At 60.8% G+C, this 15,445-nt stretch carries 18 protein-coding genes; 10 read left to right on the top strand and 8 right to left on the bottom strand.

What is annotated here, in order from left to right; translation table 11 throughout:
• The first annotated feature begins 86 nt into the window (after positions 1-86).
• Positions 87-809 (top strand): GNAT family N-acetyltransferase, encoded by a 723-nt coding sequence (locus tag HKK52_RS01125; RefSeq protein ID WP_169368926.1) that lies wholly within the window; start codon positions 87-89, stop codon positions 807-809.
• A gap of 124 nt (positions 810-933) precedes the next feature.
• Here the strand turns inward: HKK52_RS01125 and HKK52_RS01130 are convergent, their stop codons facing one another.
• Positions 934-1,374: a hotdog fold domain-containing protein gene (locus HKK52_RS01130; protein WP_169368927.1), complete on the bottom strand. Its 441-nt coding sequence runs from the start codon at positions 1,372-1,374 to the stop codon at positions 934-936.
• Positions 1,375-1,537: 163 nt separating this feature from the next.
• Between HKK52_RS01130 and HKK52_RS01135 the strand changes: the two genes are divergently transcribed.
• Positions 1,538-2,155, top strand: a complete 618-nt coding sequence (locus HKK52_RS01135) for a TetR/AcrR family transcriptional regulator (RefSeq protein WP_169368928.1) — start codon at positions 1,538-1,540, stop codon at positions 2,153-2,155.
• 46 nt (positions 2,156-2,201) lie between these two features.
• On the opposite strand, the gene HKK52_RS01140 is transcribed toward HKK52_RS01135, so the two are convergent.
• Positions 2,202-2,828 (bottom strand): TetR/AcrR family transcriptional regulator, encoded by a 627-nt coding sequence (locus tag HKK52_RS01140; protein WP_169368929.1) that lies wholly within the window; start codon positions 2,826-2,828, stop codon positions 2,202-2,204.
• Positions 2,829-2,913: 85 nt separating this feature from the next.
• Here HKK52_RS01140 and HKK52_RS01145 point away from each other — a divergent pair, with 85 nt between their 5' ends.
• A complete protein-coding gene (locus HKK52_RS01145) occupies positions 2,914-3,525 on the top strand; it encodes an NAD(P)H-dependent oxidoreductase (protein WP_169368930.1) in 612 nt (203 codons plus the stop codon).
• A 24-nt stretch (positions 3,526-3,549) separates the two neighbouring features.
• On the opposite strand, the gene HKK52_RS01150 is transcribed toward HKK52_RS01145, so the two are convergent.
• Both HKK52_RS01150 and HKK52_RS01155 read right to left on the bottom strand, forming a co-directional pair.
• Positions 3,550-4,665, bottom strand: a complete 1,116-nt coding sequence (locus HKK52_RS01150) for a DmpA family aminopeptidase (RefSeq protein WP_169368931.1) — start codon at positions 4,663-4,665, stop codon at positions 3,550-3,552.
• Positions 4,666-4,709: 44 nt separating this feature from the next.
• Positions 4,710-5,813, bottom strand: coding sequence for a polyamine ABC transporter substrate-binding protein (locus HKK52_RS01155; RefSeq protein WP_169368932.1), 1,104 nt, complete (start codon positions 5,811-5,813; stop codon positions 4,710-4,712).
• A gap of 111 nt (positions 5,814-5,924) precedes the next feature.
• Here HKK52_RS01155 and HKK52_RS01160 point away from each other — a divergent pair, with 111 nt between their 5' ends.
• A complete protein-coding gene (locus tag HKK52_RS01160; RefSeq protein ID WP_169368933.1) occupies positions 5,925-6,692 on the top strand; it encodes a helix-turn-helix transcriptional regulator in 768 nt (255 codons plus the stop codon).
• Positions 6,693-6,750: 58 nt separating this feature from the next.
• Here HKK52_RS01160 and HKK52_RS01165 read toward each other — a convergent pair whose 3' ends face one another.
• Positions 6,751-7,692 (bottom strand): class I SAM-dependent methyltransferase, encoded by a 942-nt coding sequence (locus HKK52_RS01165; protein WP_169368934.1) that lies wholly within the window; start codon positions 7,690-7,692, stop codon positions 6,751-6,753.
• A gap of 158 nt (positions 7,693-7,850) precedes the next feature.
• On the opposite strand from HKK52_RS01165, the gene HKK52_RS01170 reads away from it, so the two are divergent.
• From HKK52_RS01170 to HKK52_RS01190, 5 genes are all read left to right on the top strand, one after another.
• Entirely contained in the window at positions 7,851-8,468 is a 618-nt protein-coding gene (locus tag HKK52_RS01170; protein ID WP_169368935.1) for a cytochrome b/b6 domain-containing protein, read from the top strand.
• Positions 8,465-9,244, top strand: coding sequence for a molybdopterin-dependent oxidoreductase (locus HKK52_RS01175; RefSeq protein ID WP_169368936.1), 780 nt, complete (start codon positions 8,465-8,467; stop codon positions 9,242-9,244). Before HKK52_RS01170 ends, HKK52_RS01175 begins: the two co-directional genes overlap by 4 nt.
• 54 nt (positions 9,245-9,298) lie before the next feature.
• On the top strand, positions 9,299-9,571 hold the full coding sequence (locus HKK52_RS01180) for a pentapeptide MXKDX repeat protein (protein WP_169368937.1): 273 nt from the start codon (positions 9,299-9,301) through the stop codon (positions 9,569-9,571).
• 198 nt (positions 9,572-9,769) lie between these two features.
• Positions 9,770-10,177, top strand: a complete 408-nt coding sequence (locus HKK52_RS01185; protein ID WP_169368938.1) for a response regulator — start codon at positions 9,770-9,772, stop codon at positions 10,175-10,177.
• A gap of 152 nt (positions 10,178-10,329) precedes the next feature.
• The gene (locus HKK52_RS01190; RefSeq protein ID WP_169368939.1) at positions 10,330-10,998 is read left to right on the top strand and encodes an HAD-IA family hydrolase; all 669 of its coding nucleotides are present in this window, start codon (positions 10,330-10,332) and stop codon (positions 10,996-10,998) included.
• 57 nt (positions 10,999-11,055) lie between these two features.
• On the opposite strand, the gene HKK52_RS01195 is transcribed toward HKK52_RS01190, so the two are convergent.
• Both HKK52_RS01195 and HKK52_RS01200 read right to left on the bottom strand, forming a co-directional pair.
• On the bottom strand, positions 11,056-11,715 hold the full coding sequence (locus HKK52_RS01195) for a methyltransferase family protein (protein ID WP_169368940.1): 660 nt from the start codon (positions 11,713-11,715) through the stop codon (positions 11,056-11,058).
• A gap of 101 nt (positions 11,716-11,816) precedes the next feature.
• Entirely contained in the window at positions 11,817-12,755 is a 939-nt protein-coding gene (locus HKK52_RS01200) for a GlxA family transcriptional regulator (RefSeq protein WP_169368941.1), read from the bottom strand.
• A gap of 125 nt (positions 12,756-12,880) precedes the next feature.
• Here HKK52_RS01200 and HKK52_RS01205 point away from each other — a divergent pair, with 125 nt between their 5' ends.
• Positions 12,881-13,672 (top strand): SDR family NAD(P)-dependent oxidoreductase, encoded by a 792-nt coding sequence (locus HKK52_RS01205; RefSeq protein ID WP_169368942.1) that lies wholly within the window; start codon positions 12,881-12,883, stop codon positions 13,670-13,672.
• Between the two features lie 18 nt (positions 13,673-13,690).
• On the opposite strand, the gene HKK52_RS01210 is transcribed toward HKK52_RS01205, so the two are convergent.
• Positions 13,691-15,331 carry a Na/Pi cotransporter family protein gene (locus HKK52_RS01210; RefSeq protein WP_169368943.1) on the bottom strand — a complete coding sequence of 547 codons (1,641 nt, stop codon included), beginning with the start codon at positions 15,329-15,331 and terminating at the stop codon, positions 13,691-13,693.
• Between the last annotated feature and the right edge of the window lie 114 nt (positions 15,332-15,445).

Consider the following 15,445-nt stretch of genomic DNA (forward strand, 5'->3'; position numbering starts at 1 on the left):
CCGCCCTCGCCACAGCTGGCGGGCGCGTTATGATAGGCGCGTCCGCGACCCGCTTTTCGCATCCGCCCCCGGAGTCAGTCACCGCAATGCCCCAGATCAGCCATTTCAAAACCCCGTGCCCCGAGCACATCACCAGCCAGATCCTGCAACTGGTGGTCGACAACCTGACCGACATCAGCGCCGTGGCCTTGCCGCCGAGCAACCTGTTGTACAACGTGTACCAGTACGCGATCGGTTATGAGGTCCACCTGTATCTGGAGGCGTTGAACGGAGCCAAGGGGCTTGCGGTTGAGTTGATCGTGGCGACGGATATTGATGATCCGGAGAAGGTCATCGGCTTTGTGTTGTACCTGCCGGTCAAGGACGATCCCGAGGCGTGCGGCGTGGCTTACATGGCCGTCGATGCCAGTTATCGAGGCCAGGGAGTTGCCCGGGCGATGCTGCGGGAAATGGTCGGTCGCTACCCTCACGCTGAGTTGACGTGCAGCGTCGGCAAAGTCCCGTATTTCGAGGCGATGGGCTTTCAGGTACTGGGCGTGCGCGCCACGCAAGTGCTGATGAACACCCGCGATCACGGCACCGACGGCCTGATGGCGGTGCTGGACACGGCGCCGATCTACAGCGCGCTGGAAGTGCGGCAGATTCATAACTATTTGCTGCAAAAGAACGGCAAACGGGCGATGACCGATGCCGAGAAACAGCGCGATCGGCATCTGGATCAGTTGACGCGCAAGGCCAATGAGTTTGTGCGCGGGCGGTTGGGGGATGAGGCGGTGCCGGCCATGGCGCCGAGATTGCGGTTGGTCTGACCACACATCCCCCTGTAGGAGCGAAGCTTGCTCGCGAAGGCGTCCTGTTATCCGACATCGATGCTGGATGTGCCGGCCCCTTCGCGAGCAAGCTCTGCTCCTACAGTTAAACGCCATTCAGCGTTTATGAAAGTTTTACGTTCATCGTAATCCGCGCCGTAAACACCTTCTTGCCTTCGGCATCGTGAACATCCACCGGCACAATCTTGTCGCCCTCGGTCGACCAATCCACCGCTTCCCCATTCGCGACCGCCGTCACATTCGTCTTGGCCTTGGCCAGGTATTCCACCGTCATGCCTTTCGGAATCCAGCGCGCGCCTTCGGGGATCGACACGTTGGTCATTGTGCCGGCCGCCAGTTCCGCGGCGTTGCACATGGCGATTGCATGCACGGTGCCCAGGTGATTGGTGATCTCCTTGGAAAACGGCACCTGCACGCTCGCATAGCCTTGGCGCAGTTCCGAGAACACCGGGTTGATGGTGCTGAAGTAGGGCGCCATCTGGCACACCATTTTGCTGAACGCTTCGGGGCCGGCGCTGGTGAACATGCTGAGAATCTGGTTCATGGTGAAGCCTCGCTGAGGGGATGATTTACAGAATGATGTTCCGTAACAGAATAATGTTCTGTAACGGAACAGTATTCTGTCGATGGGAAATCTGTCAACCTAGCGCGACTTATCCGTGGGCAGGTGTCTGCCTTACCGTTGATTTTTTGGGCTGGTGTTCAGCATGGAAACCGCAGATTTACTCGAGCGCTGCTACCCCGGACGACGAGCCGAACTCAAGCGCGACATTTTTCGAAAAGCCCTCCGACTGTTCAACGAGCAGGGGATCGAGGCCACGACCATCGAGATGATCCGCGCCGAATGCGATACCAGCGTCGGCGCGATCTACCATCATTTTGGCAACAAGGAAGGCCTGGTCGCCGCACTGTTTTTCACCGCGCTGGATGATCAGGCGCAACTTCGCGACAGCTACCTGGCCGACGCCGAAACCACGCGAGCCGGCGTCTACGCGCTGGTGCACAGCTACGTGGATTGGGTCGACAGCCAGCCCGAGTGGGCGCGATTCCAGTACCACGCGCGATTTGCCGTGACCAAAGGACCGCTCAAGGATGAACTGGCGACCCGCAACAAAACCCGCAACCGCAAGCTGTGGGAATGGCTGTCAGCCCCGGAGCGGGGCGATGAGTTGAAAGGGGTTCCGGCGGAATTGATGCCGTCGCTGATCATCGGCCAGGCGGAAAGCTATTGCCGGACCTGGTTGTCGGGGCGGGTGAAGGGTAGGCCGAGCGATTATCGGGACTTGCTGGCGGAAGCGGCGTGGCGATCGATTTGCGCTGAATGAACCTCCCCGTGGGAGCGGCTTGTTCCCACAGGGGTAAAGCGTGCGGTCAGCGACTGCGCGATGTTCTTTCGACCATTGCCTTGATCGTTTCAAACAGTTCTTCCTCGGCCTGTCCGGCAGTGATTTCCCCCGTCGCCGCGGCATTCGACAACGCCTCCGCCGCGCCCAGCATCGCCCGCAGACTCGCGGGTTTGATCGTGCTCGCGCCCGCGAAGGGCTGCAGGACGTCGTGGCACTTGTTGAGGAAAATCGCTTCGTACTCGCGCTTGATCTTCTCCAGTTCCGGCGAACTCGCCAGCGCTGCAATCACCCCGGAAATTTCGTTGCCCTGGGTCAGCACACACGCCACATATGACGACGCGATAACCTGGGCCGTGCTGTCCAGGGTGGGTTCGCAGGTCAGCAGCGCCGCGTCCATGATCGCCGTCTGCCGCGCGTCGAAGTCCTGATACAACGCCGCCAGCAATCCCGAGCGCGTGGTGAAGTGGTCATAGACCACCGGTTTGGTCACGCCCGCCAGTTCGGCGAGGCGCCCGAGGGTCAGCGCATCGGTGCCTTCCTCGCGGACCATTTGCCAGGCGACGTCCAGCAACTGGCGTTGACGGTCCTCCCGGGACAGGCGACGACGGGGCTGAGGTGTGGAATCCAGCTCGGGTTTTTCGGTGCTTGACATGGCTATGTACCAAAAGTAACTTACTGATCGTAACTTACCAAGAGTATATAAGCTCCGGCTTGTGCTCTCAATCAGGAGTTTCAGCATGCACGCACTGATCGTTGTAGCCCATCCCAATCCCCAGTCGCTCACCCACAGCCTCGCCCGGCAAATCGCCGAGGGCCTGACCCTTGCCGATGCCAGCAATACTTATGAAATCGCCGACCTCTCGGCGCAAGGTTTTGATCCGGTCTTTGGCACCGCGGACATGGCGGTTCATCACCGCGAAGCACCTCCGCCCGCTGATGTCCTCGCTGAACAGGCACGAATAGATCGCGCCGACGCTTTGGTGCTGGTCTATCCCGTGTACTGGTGGTCGATGCCGGCATTGCTCAAGGGCTGGATTGACCGCGTGTTTTCCAATGGCTGGGCATTCGACTTCAGCCTGGACCGCCCCTTCGTGCAGAAGCTTGGCCACTTGCGGGTGCATCTGGTCGGCGTGGGCGGCGCCGATGCCGGGTCGTTCGCGCGGCATGGTTACGATGCGGCGATGAAGACCCAGATCGACTACGGCATTTTCGAATACTGCGGCGCGCGGGTGGTGACCTCTGAATTGTTGCTGGATTCGGAAGTTCAGGAACCGCAAATTCACCTGAAGGCGGCGCGGGCCTTGGGCCGAAACCTCTTCAAATCATGCGAAGTGAGCGAGGCGGTGTGAGCGCGGCACACCGCTTCAACCATGCTACTGGGCGCCCGGCCAACCCGCCTGACGCAAGGCGTTGAGCAGTGTCTCGGCATCCAGGCCCGGCCCTGCATGCCCGTTACCCTCAGCCGTTTCACCCGCCAGCAAGGCATTGATGATTGCTTCCTCGACGGCTTCGGTTGCGGCCAAAAACAGTTCGCTGATGTGGTCGTTGTTAACCATGCGCAGGTTGTCGCAGGTCGGCGCTTTCTTGCTTTCGTAAGCGGCGGGCGGCACATCGTTGCCGGTGGCGAAGGCGATGAAGATGTCGCCGCTGTGGTCTTCATTGCCGCCGCCGGTGCGGGCCAGGCCGAGGCTGGCGCGTTGCGCGAGGCGGGTGCATTGGTGCGGCAGCAACGGCGCATCGGTGGCGAGGCAGACGACAATCGAGCCCATGCCCGGATGCGGCAACGATGCCTTGAGAAACGGCGAATCAGCCTTTTCCATGTAGCGCCCGACCGGGTAGCCATCGACACGCAATTCGTTGCGAATGCCGTGGTTGGCCTGGACGATGGCGCCCACTGTCCAGCCACCCTGTGCGCTGTTCAAGCGGCGTGACGCGGTGCCAATCCCGCCCTTGAATTCATGGCAGATCATGCCGCTGCCGCCACCGACATTGCCTTCGGTGACCGGTCCGTCGACGGCTGTGTTCAGGGCTTCGGCGACGTGTTCGGGCTTCACGTGAAAACCGTTGATGTCGTTGAGCAAACCATCAAACGTTTCCAGCACCACCGGCATGTTCCAGTAGAGCCGGCCGTCATCCGGTTGTTGTTCGCGATCCAGCACAATCAACGCATCGCGCACCACGCCGAGGCTGTGGGTGTTGGTGAAGGCGATCGGACTGGTCAACAGCCCGGCTTCGCGAATCCATTCCAGCCCGGTGGCATCGCCATTGCCGTTGAGCACATGGACCCCGGCAAAACACGGCTGTTGGCTGGTGGAACCGGCGCGAGGCTCGATCACGGTAACGCCGGTGAGGATGTCGCGGCCGTTAGCGGTGCGGCCGCGCACATCGCTGTGGCCGACCCGCACGCCGGGCACATCGGTGATGGCGTTGAGCGGGCCGGGTTGCAGTTGGCCGAACTGGATATTCAAATCGCGGGCACGTGGTTTCATGCAGGAGCTCTCAGGCAAGTTAAACAGAAGGGGTGGAGGCCGGCTCAGTTGCCGTTCTTGATGTTGCTCCAGGAGCGCGTGCGCACACGTTCGATCTCATGGGGCTGCGGTTGCAGGGTGAAGGCCTTGGCGATCACCTCGGCGGAGGGGTAGATGTTGCTGTACCCGCGCACCTCGTCCGAGAGCAATACCGTCGCGTCTTTGTTGGCATTGGCGGTGAGCGCCAGGTTGGTGGCGGGTGCGATCACTTCCGGGAGGAGCAGGTAGTTGATAAAGGCCAATCCCTGCTTTGGATTGCTGGCGTCCTTGACCATGACCAGGTTATCGGACCACAGCGGCGCACCTTCGACCGGGATGCTGTATTCGATCTTTACACCTTTCGCGGCTTCATTGGCGGCTTGCATGGCACCGAACACGGTGCCGGACCACGCCAGGGCGACGCAGATATCACCGTTGGCCAGGTCGGTCTGGATCTTCGACGAATTGAAATAGGTGATGTGCGGGCGCAACTTGAGCATCAGCGCTTCGGCTTTCTTGTAGTCCGCGGGGTTGCTGCTGTTGGGCGGCAGGCCAAGATAGTGCAGGGCGATCGGGATCACCTCGGCGGGCGCGTCCAGAATCCCCACGCCACATTGGCTGAGCTTGGCCAGGTTTTCTTCTTTGAACAGCAGGTCCCAGGAGTTCACCGGGGCCTGATCGCCGAGGGCCGCACGGACCTTGTCGACGTTATAGCCAATGCCGTCGGTGCCCCACAGGTAAGGCACGGCGTATTGGTTGTCCGGGTCGTTCGCGCGCAGTTTTTCCAGCAACACCGGGTCAATGTGTTGCAGATTGGTCAACTGGCTGCGGTCCAGTTTCTGCAAGGCCCCGGCCTTGATCAGCGCGGGCAGGATGAAGTTGCTGGCCACCACCACGTCGTAACCGCTATGGCCCGTCATCAGCTTGGCTTCCAGTACTTCGCCACTGTCGAAAGTGTCATAGACGGTTTTGATCCCGGTGTCGCGCTGGAAGTCCTTCAGCGTGGTCGGGCCGATGTAGTCAAACCAGTTATAGACGTGCACGGTCGGTTCATCCGCCGCGGCGACCGCTACCCAGGCCGACAGACAGGCGCCCAGTCCCAGATTGAAATACGTGCGGTGACGACTCATGATGCGGCACTCCTGGCCTGCTGCAGGCCGGTGGTAGATAAGAGTATGCAGCGTATCGACCGGGGTGCTCGTCACCCATTCCCATCATGGGTTACACAAAAGGGGTAGAGCGTGGAGGCGTTGCTGAAGGAGTTGCCGGTGCACCAAGGGCTGGCCCGAGTGTTTGGCGCGCTGGGCCGTGACGGTTTCTGGCGGGCGCTGGTGGATACCCTGCGCTTGCTGGTGCCGCTGGATAACGCCTTGGTCGCGGTGATGCAGGCGGGGCGGGTGCCGCAGCTGCTGATCGATTTCGACTCCCGAGCCAGCGCGCACGAAGAGGAAGAACTGGCTGACTACAGCGCCGGCATGTACCTGCTCGATCCGTTCTATCAGGCCGCTTGTGCCGGCATCAGCGACGGCTTGCACAGCCTGGATTCAGTGGCCCCGGACCAGTTTCAGCAGAGCGAGTACTACCAGAGTTACTTCCGCTCGGTGGTGGGCGGTGATGAGTTGCAGTTCATGATTAATGTGGATGGCGCCGTGCTCGGTTTGTCGCTGGGCCGCTCGACGCGGTTCACCGCCGAAGAGCATGGGCGACTTTTATGCGTGCGCGATTGGGTGCTGGCGGCGATGGGCCGACACCTGCAACTGGTGCCACCGGAAGGACCGACGGCGGTGGCGGGGGATCTGGCGACCTTGCTCGATCGCTTCGACGCACGCTTGACGGCGCGTGAAGTCGAGACTGCGCGGCTGATCCTCCAGGGCTTCTCCAGCAAAGCCATCGCCCAGCAGCTCAGCATCTCCCCGGAAACGGTGAAGGTGCATCGGCGCAATCTTTATCACAAGCTCAATGTCAGCGGGCATGGCGAGTTGTTTGCGTTGGTGTTGCAGCCGCGTTGAGGGTCGGGTTTTCACGCGGTCAATGTAGGAGCTGGCGAAGCCTGCGATCTTTTGATCTTCAGCTAACCTGCCGAAACACCAACGCCTTCAACCCGCACTCAATATCCGCATCCGGAAACTCCGGCGGATTCTCCAGCCGCTCGACAAAACTCAAACTCGGCGCCTCACGGGTAACGCCGTCAATCAAAAAGTCCGAACCAAACGCCGGATCATTCATGCAGGCCAGCACCGTACCCTGTTTGGTGAGCAGTTCGGGTAACCGACGCAGCACCCGCTGGTAATCCTTGGTCAGCAAAAAACTGCCTTTCTGAAACGATGGCGGATCAATGATCACCAGGTCATACGGCCCCTTGCCAATCACCTTGCCCCAGGACTTGAACAGGTCGTGGCCGAGGAATGTCACCTGGCTCACGTCGTGGCCATTGAGCCGATGGTTATCACGGCCACGACTCAGGGCCGAGCTGGACATGTCCAGATTGACCACGTGCGCCGCGCCACCCTCGATGGCCGCCACCGAAAACCCGCAGGTGTAGGCGAACAGGTTCAACACCCGCTTGCCCTCGGCATTCGCCCGTACCCAATCGCGGCCGTAGCGCATGTCGAGGAACAGTCCGGCGTTCTGTTTACGGCCCAGGTCCACCCGATACTTCAGGCCGCCCTCGGTGATGGTCATTTCTTCGAGCGCATCGCCCAACAGCCATTCGGTGGTGCTTTGCAGCAGGTAACGGTGTTGGAGCAACAACGTATGCGCGCCGGATTGTTGCCACTCGGCGGACTCGGTGATCTCCAGCAGCAGCCGTTTCAAGTCTTCCAGCTGTTGCGGCTCCGGTTCCTTGAACAGCGACACCAGCACCACACCCTGCAACCAGTCCACGGTCAGTTGCTCCAGCCCCGGCCAGCAACGCCCGCGCCCATGGAACAAGCGGCGGGTTTCGGCGGGGGCGGTGGCCAGGGCGGTCAGCAGGTGAGTGTGCAGGGTGGCGAGGGCGTCAGGGTTCATCGGGCAACGTCGGCAATGTGAGTGGGCGGCATTTTAACCACAAATGAATCCCGGGAACGTCCGGATAGTTATCACGTTTAATTTAACTTTACGTGAGGATTTGGCGAACAGTTGGCTTCCATACTCGACCCCATCGAACAACAAACACGGAGCCGGACATGTCGCAGCCAACTGCTTCACCCAAGGCCAGCCACCCACGCTGGCTGCGTTTGACCCATTGGCTCAACGCCCTGGCGGTGGTGGTCATGGTCAGCAGCGGCTGGCGCATCTATAACGCCTCGCCGCTCTATGACTTCAGTTTCCCGGCGCCGATCACCCTCGGTGGCTGGCTCGGCGGCGCACTGCAATGGCATTTCGCGGCGATGTGGTTCCTCGCCATCAACGGCCTTATCTACCTGATCGTCAACATTGTCAGCGGTCGCCTGTTGCATCAGTTTTTCCCGGTATCGCCCAAAGGCATCTTGCATGACCTGTGGGCGGCCTTGAGAGGGCGGCTGGGGCACGCCGACCTCAGCCATTACAACCAGGTCCAGCGCTTTGCCTACCTGTTCGTCATGCTCGACATCACGCTGATGGTGGTGTCCGGGCTGGTGCTGTGGAAATCCGTGCAGTTCCCGTTGTTGCGGGAATTGCTCGGCGGTTACGAAGGGGCGCGGCAGGTGCATTTCATCGGCATGGCGCTGTTGGTGGCATTCATCGTGGTGCATCTGGTGATGGTGTTGCTGGTTCCGAAAACGCTGTGGGCCATGATCTTTGGTCGCAAGGAGCCGGTATGAAAAAGCGCATCGAAGGACTCGACGAGTCGTCCATTCTCAGCGAAGCCCGGAAGGTACTGGCGCCGCAAATCGAAGACCGATCCCGGCGCTCGTTCCTGCTGCGCGGCCTGACCCTCGGCGGCGTGGCCATGTTGTCCGGCTGCAATATCACTGACAACGACAGCGTCGAAACCGCGCTGTCCTCGATGTCACGCTTCAACGACCGGGTGCAGGGCTGGCTGTTCAATCCCAACGCCATGGCACCGACCTATCCCGAGTCGATGATCACCCGACCGTTCCCGTTCAATGCCTTCTACGGCATCGACGAGGCACCGACCGTCGAGGAAGAAAGCTTCCGCCTGGAAGTCACCGGCCTGGTCGCCGACAAACGCAGCTGGCGCCTGGAAGAACTGCGGGCCATGGCCCAGACCGACCAGATCACCCGACACATCTGCGTCGAAGGCTGGAGCGCCATCGGCCGCTGGGGCGGCGTGCGCTTCAGCGACTTCCTCAAGCGCATTGGCGCCGACACCAGCGCCAAGTACGTCGGCTTCAAATGCGCCGACGACTACTACACCAGCATCGACATGGCCACGGCCCTGCATGCGCAAACCTTGCTGGCCCTGACCTACGACGGCGCCGTGCTGCCCCGTGAGTACGGGTTCCCGATGAAACTGCGCATGCCCACCAAGCTTGGCTACAAGAACCCCAAACACATTCAGGCGATTTTCGTCAGCAACACCTACAGCGGCGGCTACTGGGAAGACCAGGGCTACAACTGGTTCGGTGGCAGCTGACGCAATCCCGAGCACTTCACCGCAAGCACACTCAACTCTATAAGGAACACCATCATGAAAAAGCTAGCCACCGCCGCACTGTCGCTGTTCTTGGCCATGGGCGTCGCCAGCGTGTACGCCGCCGACACCATGAGCAACGACAGCATGAGCAAGGACTCGATGTCCAAGGACGCCATGAAAAAAGACACGATGAAAAAGGATTCCATGGCCAAGGACACCATGAAGAAAGACAGCATGTCCAAAGACGCCATGAGCAAGGACTCGATGAAGAAAGACGCCATGAGCAAGGACGCCATGTCCAAGGATGCTATGAAAAAAGACCAGTAACCGAATGTGCTTCGAGGCCGAACCACGGTTTGCCGGCGCGAAAAACTTATCGCGAAGGCGCCGTGGCTCGGCCTTGTTCGTCTGATTTCGTCTCCTGACTGTATCAAAAATGAATTTCCGCCAACGCAGCTGCTCATACCTGATAGGTGGCGGATTTGAGCTGCGAAATCATTGGTGCAATCAGGGAGTGGTCAGGTCATGAATCCAATAACAATGGCGGGCGAGTCGGTACCTGACGGCCTGATCCTGGTGGTGGAGGACGACCCGCTGATTCTGGAATTTCTGTGTGAAATTCTTCAGGATGAAGGCTTCGTCGTGGAGCCACATGTCAGCGCGGATGCTGCAGCGCTGTATCTGGAAGAACATGCGGGGAAGGTCAGGCTGTTGCTGACGGACATCACCATGCCCGGCAAGCGCAATGGCGCGGACCTGGCTAATGAATTCGGGGATCGCTGGCCGGAGAAGCCGATCATGATCATGTCCGGCTTCGAAACCCCGGAAAGCGCCGGGGTGCGGCATGCGGTGTCGTTCATCAAGAAACCCTGGGCGCTGGGGCAGTTGCTCGATTGCGTGCAAGGCGCTTTGAAGTCGCCTCGCCCTTTGTAGGAGCTGCCGAAGGCTGCGATCTTTTGATCCTGGCGATTTTCAAACTGGCGAAGAGCAAGGTCAAAAGATCGCAGCCTGCGGCAGCTCCTGCGTCGATTGTGACCGACCGGCGGTGATACATTGCCTGACACCTTGCGATAGGAAGCTGTCTTTTGCCTGCTCAACAATCCGTTTTCAACACGCCATACCGCGCCTTTCTGTTCGACATGGACGGCACTGTCCTCAACTCCATCGCCGCCGCCGAGCGGATCTGGACGGCCTGGGCCGTGCGCCATGGAATCGATGTCGCCACCTTCCTGCCGACCATCCACGGCGCTCGCGCCATCGACACCATCAACCGCCAGGGCTTGCCGGGGCTGGATGCTGAAGCTGAAGCGGCGTTTATCACCGAGGCGGAAATCGAGGACGTGGAAGGAATTGTCGAGGTGGCCAATGCGGCGGTTTTTCTGAAGTCGCTGCCTGCCGATCAGTGGGCCATTGTCACCTCGGCACCGAGGGCGTTGGCCTTGCGCCGGATGGCGGCGGCGGGGATTCCGGAACCTGCGGTGATGGTCACGGCGGAAGATGTGAAGGCGGGCAAACCTGACCCCGCCGGCTATCGACTGGCGGCTCGGCGGTTAGGTGTTGAAGTGAAGGAATGCCTGATTTTCGAAGACGCTACCGTGGGGATTCAAGCGGCAGAAGCGGCGGAGGCCGATTTGCTGGTGATCACATCGACTCATGATCATCCGATTCAGACGCCGCACGACACGATGGCTGATTACGATACCGTCGAAGTTCGCGTCGATGCCGATGGCCGGATTCGCCTGAGTTCTATCTGACGAACCCTCCCTCTGTAGGAGCGAGCAAGCTTCGCTCCTACAGGGGACGGGGGTGGGTCAGTAAATGCCGGGGATGAGCCGCCAGGTCTTGCCGCAATACGCCTCATATTCACTGCCAAACTGCGCCCGCAGCAGCGCCTCTTCCGAGTGAATCCGCGCGATCAGCGGAATCAACGTCAACCCCGCCAACACTAGCCCCACCACCGAGCGAAACGCCAACGCCCAGCCGATGCCAATGACCATCATCCCCAGGTAACTGGGGTTGCGCAGCGTTCTATAGATTCCGTCCGTCACCAGCGTGTGCCCCGGCTGGATCGCCACCAACCCGCTGAAACGCTTGCCCAGCACAAACACCGGCCACAACCGCAGCGCGCCGCCGAGGATGAACAGCAATGCACCGAGCCAACGCACGCCTTCGCCACCAAAGGTCAGGAAGTCGATGCGGTCGGTGTAGGCCGGCAGAAAACCGCTGAGCAATCCGATGATGCCGAACACCGGCAGCACCCAGCGATTGACCCGGTCTTCCCGCTCGCCGGAACTCAGGTTGACCTCGGTGAACAGCGAGGCGAGCGCCATCACCACAGTGGCCAGCGCCACCACCACCAGCGAGCCATGGGAAAAGAACGCCGCGAACCCACCGAGCCCCCACACGGCGAGGCCGAGGTAGGCGAGGGTGGAAACGACGGCGAAGAACGCCAGTTTGGCTGAGATTTTCATGGTTAGCTCCACACATGGCATACAACCAGTGTAGGAGTTGTTCACTTAAGAGAATCTTGAGCCAATCGGTAAATCTGTGGCGAGGGGGCTTAAAAGTATCGTCACGCCGAGCGGGCATTACGCCGAATGACTTGCGGTGGCTGGCCGAACGCCCGCAAAAACGCTTCGCGCATCCGCCGCCGATCACTGAAACCTGACTCCTCGGCAATCTGATCCAGCGTCAATCGCCCCCGTTCGAGCATCTGCCGCGCGGCTTCCAGGCGCAGATTCTCAATCGCCTTGGCCGGCGATTGCCCGGTTTCAGCACGAAACGCCCGGCTGAATTGCCGCGGACTGAGCCGCGCCACGTCCGCCAATTGCTCCACCGATAGCGCCGACGTCAGGTGTTCCCGAGCGTAGCCGAGCACAGTCTGGATACGGTCGGATTTCGGCTCCAGTTCCAGCAGCGCCGAATGCTGTGACTGACCGCCCGCGCGGCGGTGGTACATCACCAGTTTCTGCGCCACCGCCCGGGCCAGTTCGGCGCCGTGGTCCTTCTCGACCATGGCCAGCGCCAAGTCGATGCCGGCGGTCATGCCGGCCGAGGTCCATATCGAGCCATCGATCACAAAGATCCGGTCCTCCTCGACCTTGATCGCCGGAAACCGAGCTTGCAGTTCACGGGCGTACGCCCAATGCGTCGTGGCGCGGCGTCCTTCCAGCAAACCGGCCTGGGCCAGCACAAAGGCCCCGGAACAGATCGATGCTGTGCGCCGTGCGGTTTTCACGCTGTCGCGCACGTAGCTCAGCACCGCCGTGGGCGCCTGCTGCAGGATGGAGTCGCCACCGACCACAATCACCGTGTCGAACAGCCGCTCATCGAACGCCTCAGTACCCACGCTCAAGCCGCCGGAGGCACGCAACGTGCGGCCATCCTCCGACAACACGCTGACTTCATACAGGGTTTCGCCGGCACTGAAGTTGGCGTACTCAAACACCGGCATCGCCGCCAGCGCCATGGACTGGAAACCCTCGAACACCACAAACGCCACGGAAGTCATTGCTGTGTCCTCAAAAAGGTCATGTCCTGAAAACGTACTTTAAACGTCATTTGAGACAGACGTCAGCCCATTTATAACGGTTCACACCCGGCGAACTGATCGCCTCACTGTGAAGGAAACTGAAAATGGCACTTTCATCCAAAGGTACGGCGCTGATCACGGGCGCTTCTTCTGGCATCGGCGCGGTCTACGCCGACCGTCTTGCGCGGCAAGGCTATGACTTGATTCTAGTGGCCCGCAGCCAAAGTAAATTGAACACCCTGGCCAACCATTTGAGCAATGAAACCGGGCGCGCCGTGGAAGTGGTCGCCGCTGACCTGAAAGACAAGGCTGATCTGCTGCGCGTCGAAACCATACTGCGCACCGACGCCAGCATCACCTTGCTGGTGAACAACGCGGGAGTCGGCGGGGTGATGCCGCTGCTTGGCAGCCCGGTGGACGACATGGAAGACATGATCACCCTCAACGTCACCGCCCTGATGCGCCTGGCGTATGCAGCAGTGCCGGCCTTCGTGGCCCGTGGTGCGGGAACCGTGATCAACATTTCCTCGATCGTCGCCATCGCCCCGGAAATCCTCAACGGCGTGTACGGCGGGACCAAGGCCTTCGTGCTCGGTCTGAGCCAATCCATGCACCACGAACTGGCCGACAAAGGCGTTCGCATCCAGGCTGTACTGCCCGGCGCCACCGCCACCGATTTCTGGAGCGAGGCCGGCAACCCGGTGGAGAATCTGCCGCAGGAAATCGTGATGTCGGCCCAGGACATGGTCGATGCCGCGCTGGCCGGGTTGGCCAACGGTGAAGTGGTGACGATTCCGGGGTTGCATGAAGGCGAGAAATGGGACGCCTACGAGGCCCAGCGCCAGGTGCTCAGCGGCTCGTTCGGCCACTCCACGGCGGCCGCGCGGTATCGCTGAGTTCGTTTGTTCTGCTTTTTAACCCACTGGGTACGCCGCCTTTTCCGTTTCCGAATCTTCATCGGCCCGTTCCAGTAGCGGATAGGCGAGGGCGGCGATGTGGTGGTGTACCCGGCGGTAATCGCGCAGGACTCGCTGGAAAATATCGCCGGATTCCGCCCAGGTGTTTTTGTCCTCCTGCAATTTGCGGAAGTGCTCGCGGCTGGCTTCGGCTTCCAGTCTCCTCACCGTTTCCTTGCGCTGGACCAGTTGGTGCGCAGTGGCAACGTCCTCGCGCAGGAACACGGTGATCGCCAGGTTCAGGCTTTCCAGCAGTGCTTCGTGCAGCGGCGCGATGTTACGCAGTTCGAACACCGAGAAGTGCTCACCGCGACGCAAACGGCGCATGGCCAATTGCGTGAGGCTGCTGGAAAGAATGTCCGCCGCGTGTTCGAGGTTGATCACGAAGGTGAGGATTTCCTGGGCGCGATCGGCGTCGCTGTCGCTGATGCCTTCCTGGCCAATGTCTGCCAGATAGGCGCGAATCGCCGCGCTGAGCAGATCGGTGGATTGATCGATGCGCCGTACTTCATCGGCACATGTTGGCGCCGAGGTGTGGAACAGTTGCAGCGTGCGCGCCAGCATCGCCGAGAGCATGTCGGCGATGCGCAGGGCTTCCCGGGCGGCGTTGGACAGGCCGATGCTGGCCATCTCCAGGCCCGCTTCGTCGAGGTAACGCGGCATGCCCGGATCGATATCCCGCGCCGGTTCCGGCAGCAGCCGAGTCAACAGGTTGGCCATGGGGGCGGTGAAACCGATGAACACCAGCGCCAGCAGCAGGTTGAAGCCGGTGTGCAGGTAAATCACCAGTGCTGAAGGATCGAGGCTCAGGGTCGACAGCCACCCGGCCAGCGGCAACACCACCGCAGCACCCAACGCCCGCACCAGCAGATTACCCAGGGGCAGGCGCCGGCCGACGTTCGATCCGGCATTGATCACTGACGGCAATGCACCGCCGATGTTCACCCCGAGCACCAACGCGACGAGGGTGGTGGCCGAGAGCATGCCTGTCGCCGCGAGGGAGACGATCAGCAGCACCACGGCCACGCTGGAATGGCAGAGCCAGGTGAGGATCAGCGCCACCAGCAACGCGATCAACAGATCGCCGTCGAGGCTTTGCATGATCAGTTGGAACACCGGTGCGCCCTCGACTTCGGCCAGGGTCGAACCGAGCATGTGCAGGGCGGTCAGCATCAATCCCAGGCCGATCAGCGCACAGCCGATGCTCTCGAAACGCGAGTCATCGCGCAGCCGGAAGACGATCAGACCGGTCAGTAAAACCATCGGCGTCAGCATCGAAATATCAGCGCTGAGCAGTTGCACCACCAACGTCGAACCAATATTGGCGCCGAGCATCACCGCCAGCGCTGGCGCCAGACCTAATGTGCCAGCGGCGGTGAACGAGGTGGCCATCAGGCTGACGGCGGTGCTGCTTTGCAAGACGCCGGTGACGCCGATGCCGGCGAGCAGGGCCAGCCAGCGGTTATTCAGGTGGCGGCCCATCCAGTGGCGCAGTGGCGTGCCGAAGCCGCGCAACAGCACCGAAGAAATCATGTGCGTGCCCCACAGCAACAGTGCAATGGCGCCCGCGAGGTTGAGCAGTAGAGTCGTTCCCGACATGAGAACTCTCCTTTATATCGTGTTGCATTTATCGAAGACCCGAAGGCCGGATCGTGACTTCACCCTGTAGGAGCGAGGCTTGCCCGCGAAGGCGGTGTGTCAGTCGACAACAAT

The organism is Pseudomonas sp. ADAK2, assembly GCF_012935755.1.
Classification (GTDB): Bacteria; Pseudomonadota; Gammaproteobacteria; order Pseudomonadales; family Pseudomonadaceae; genus Aquipseudomonas.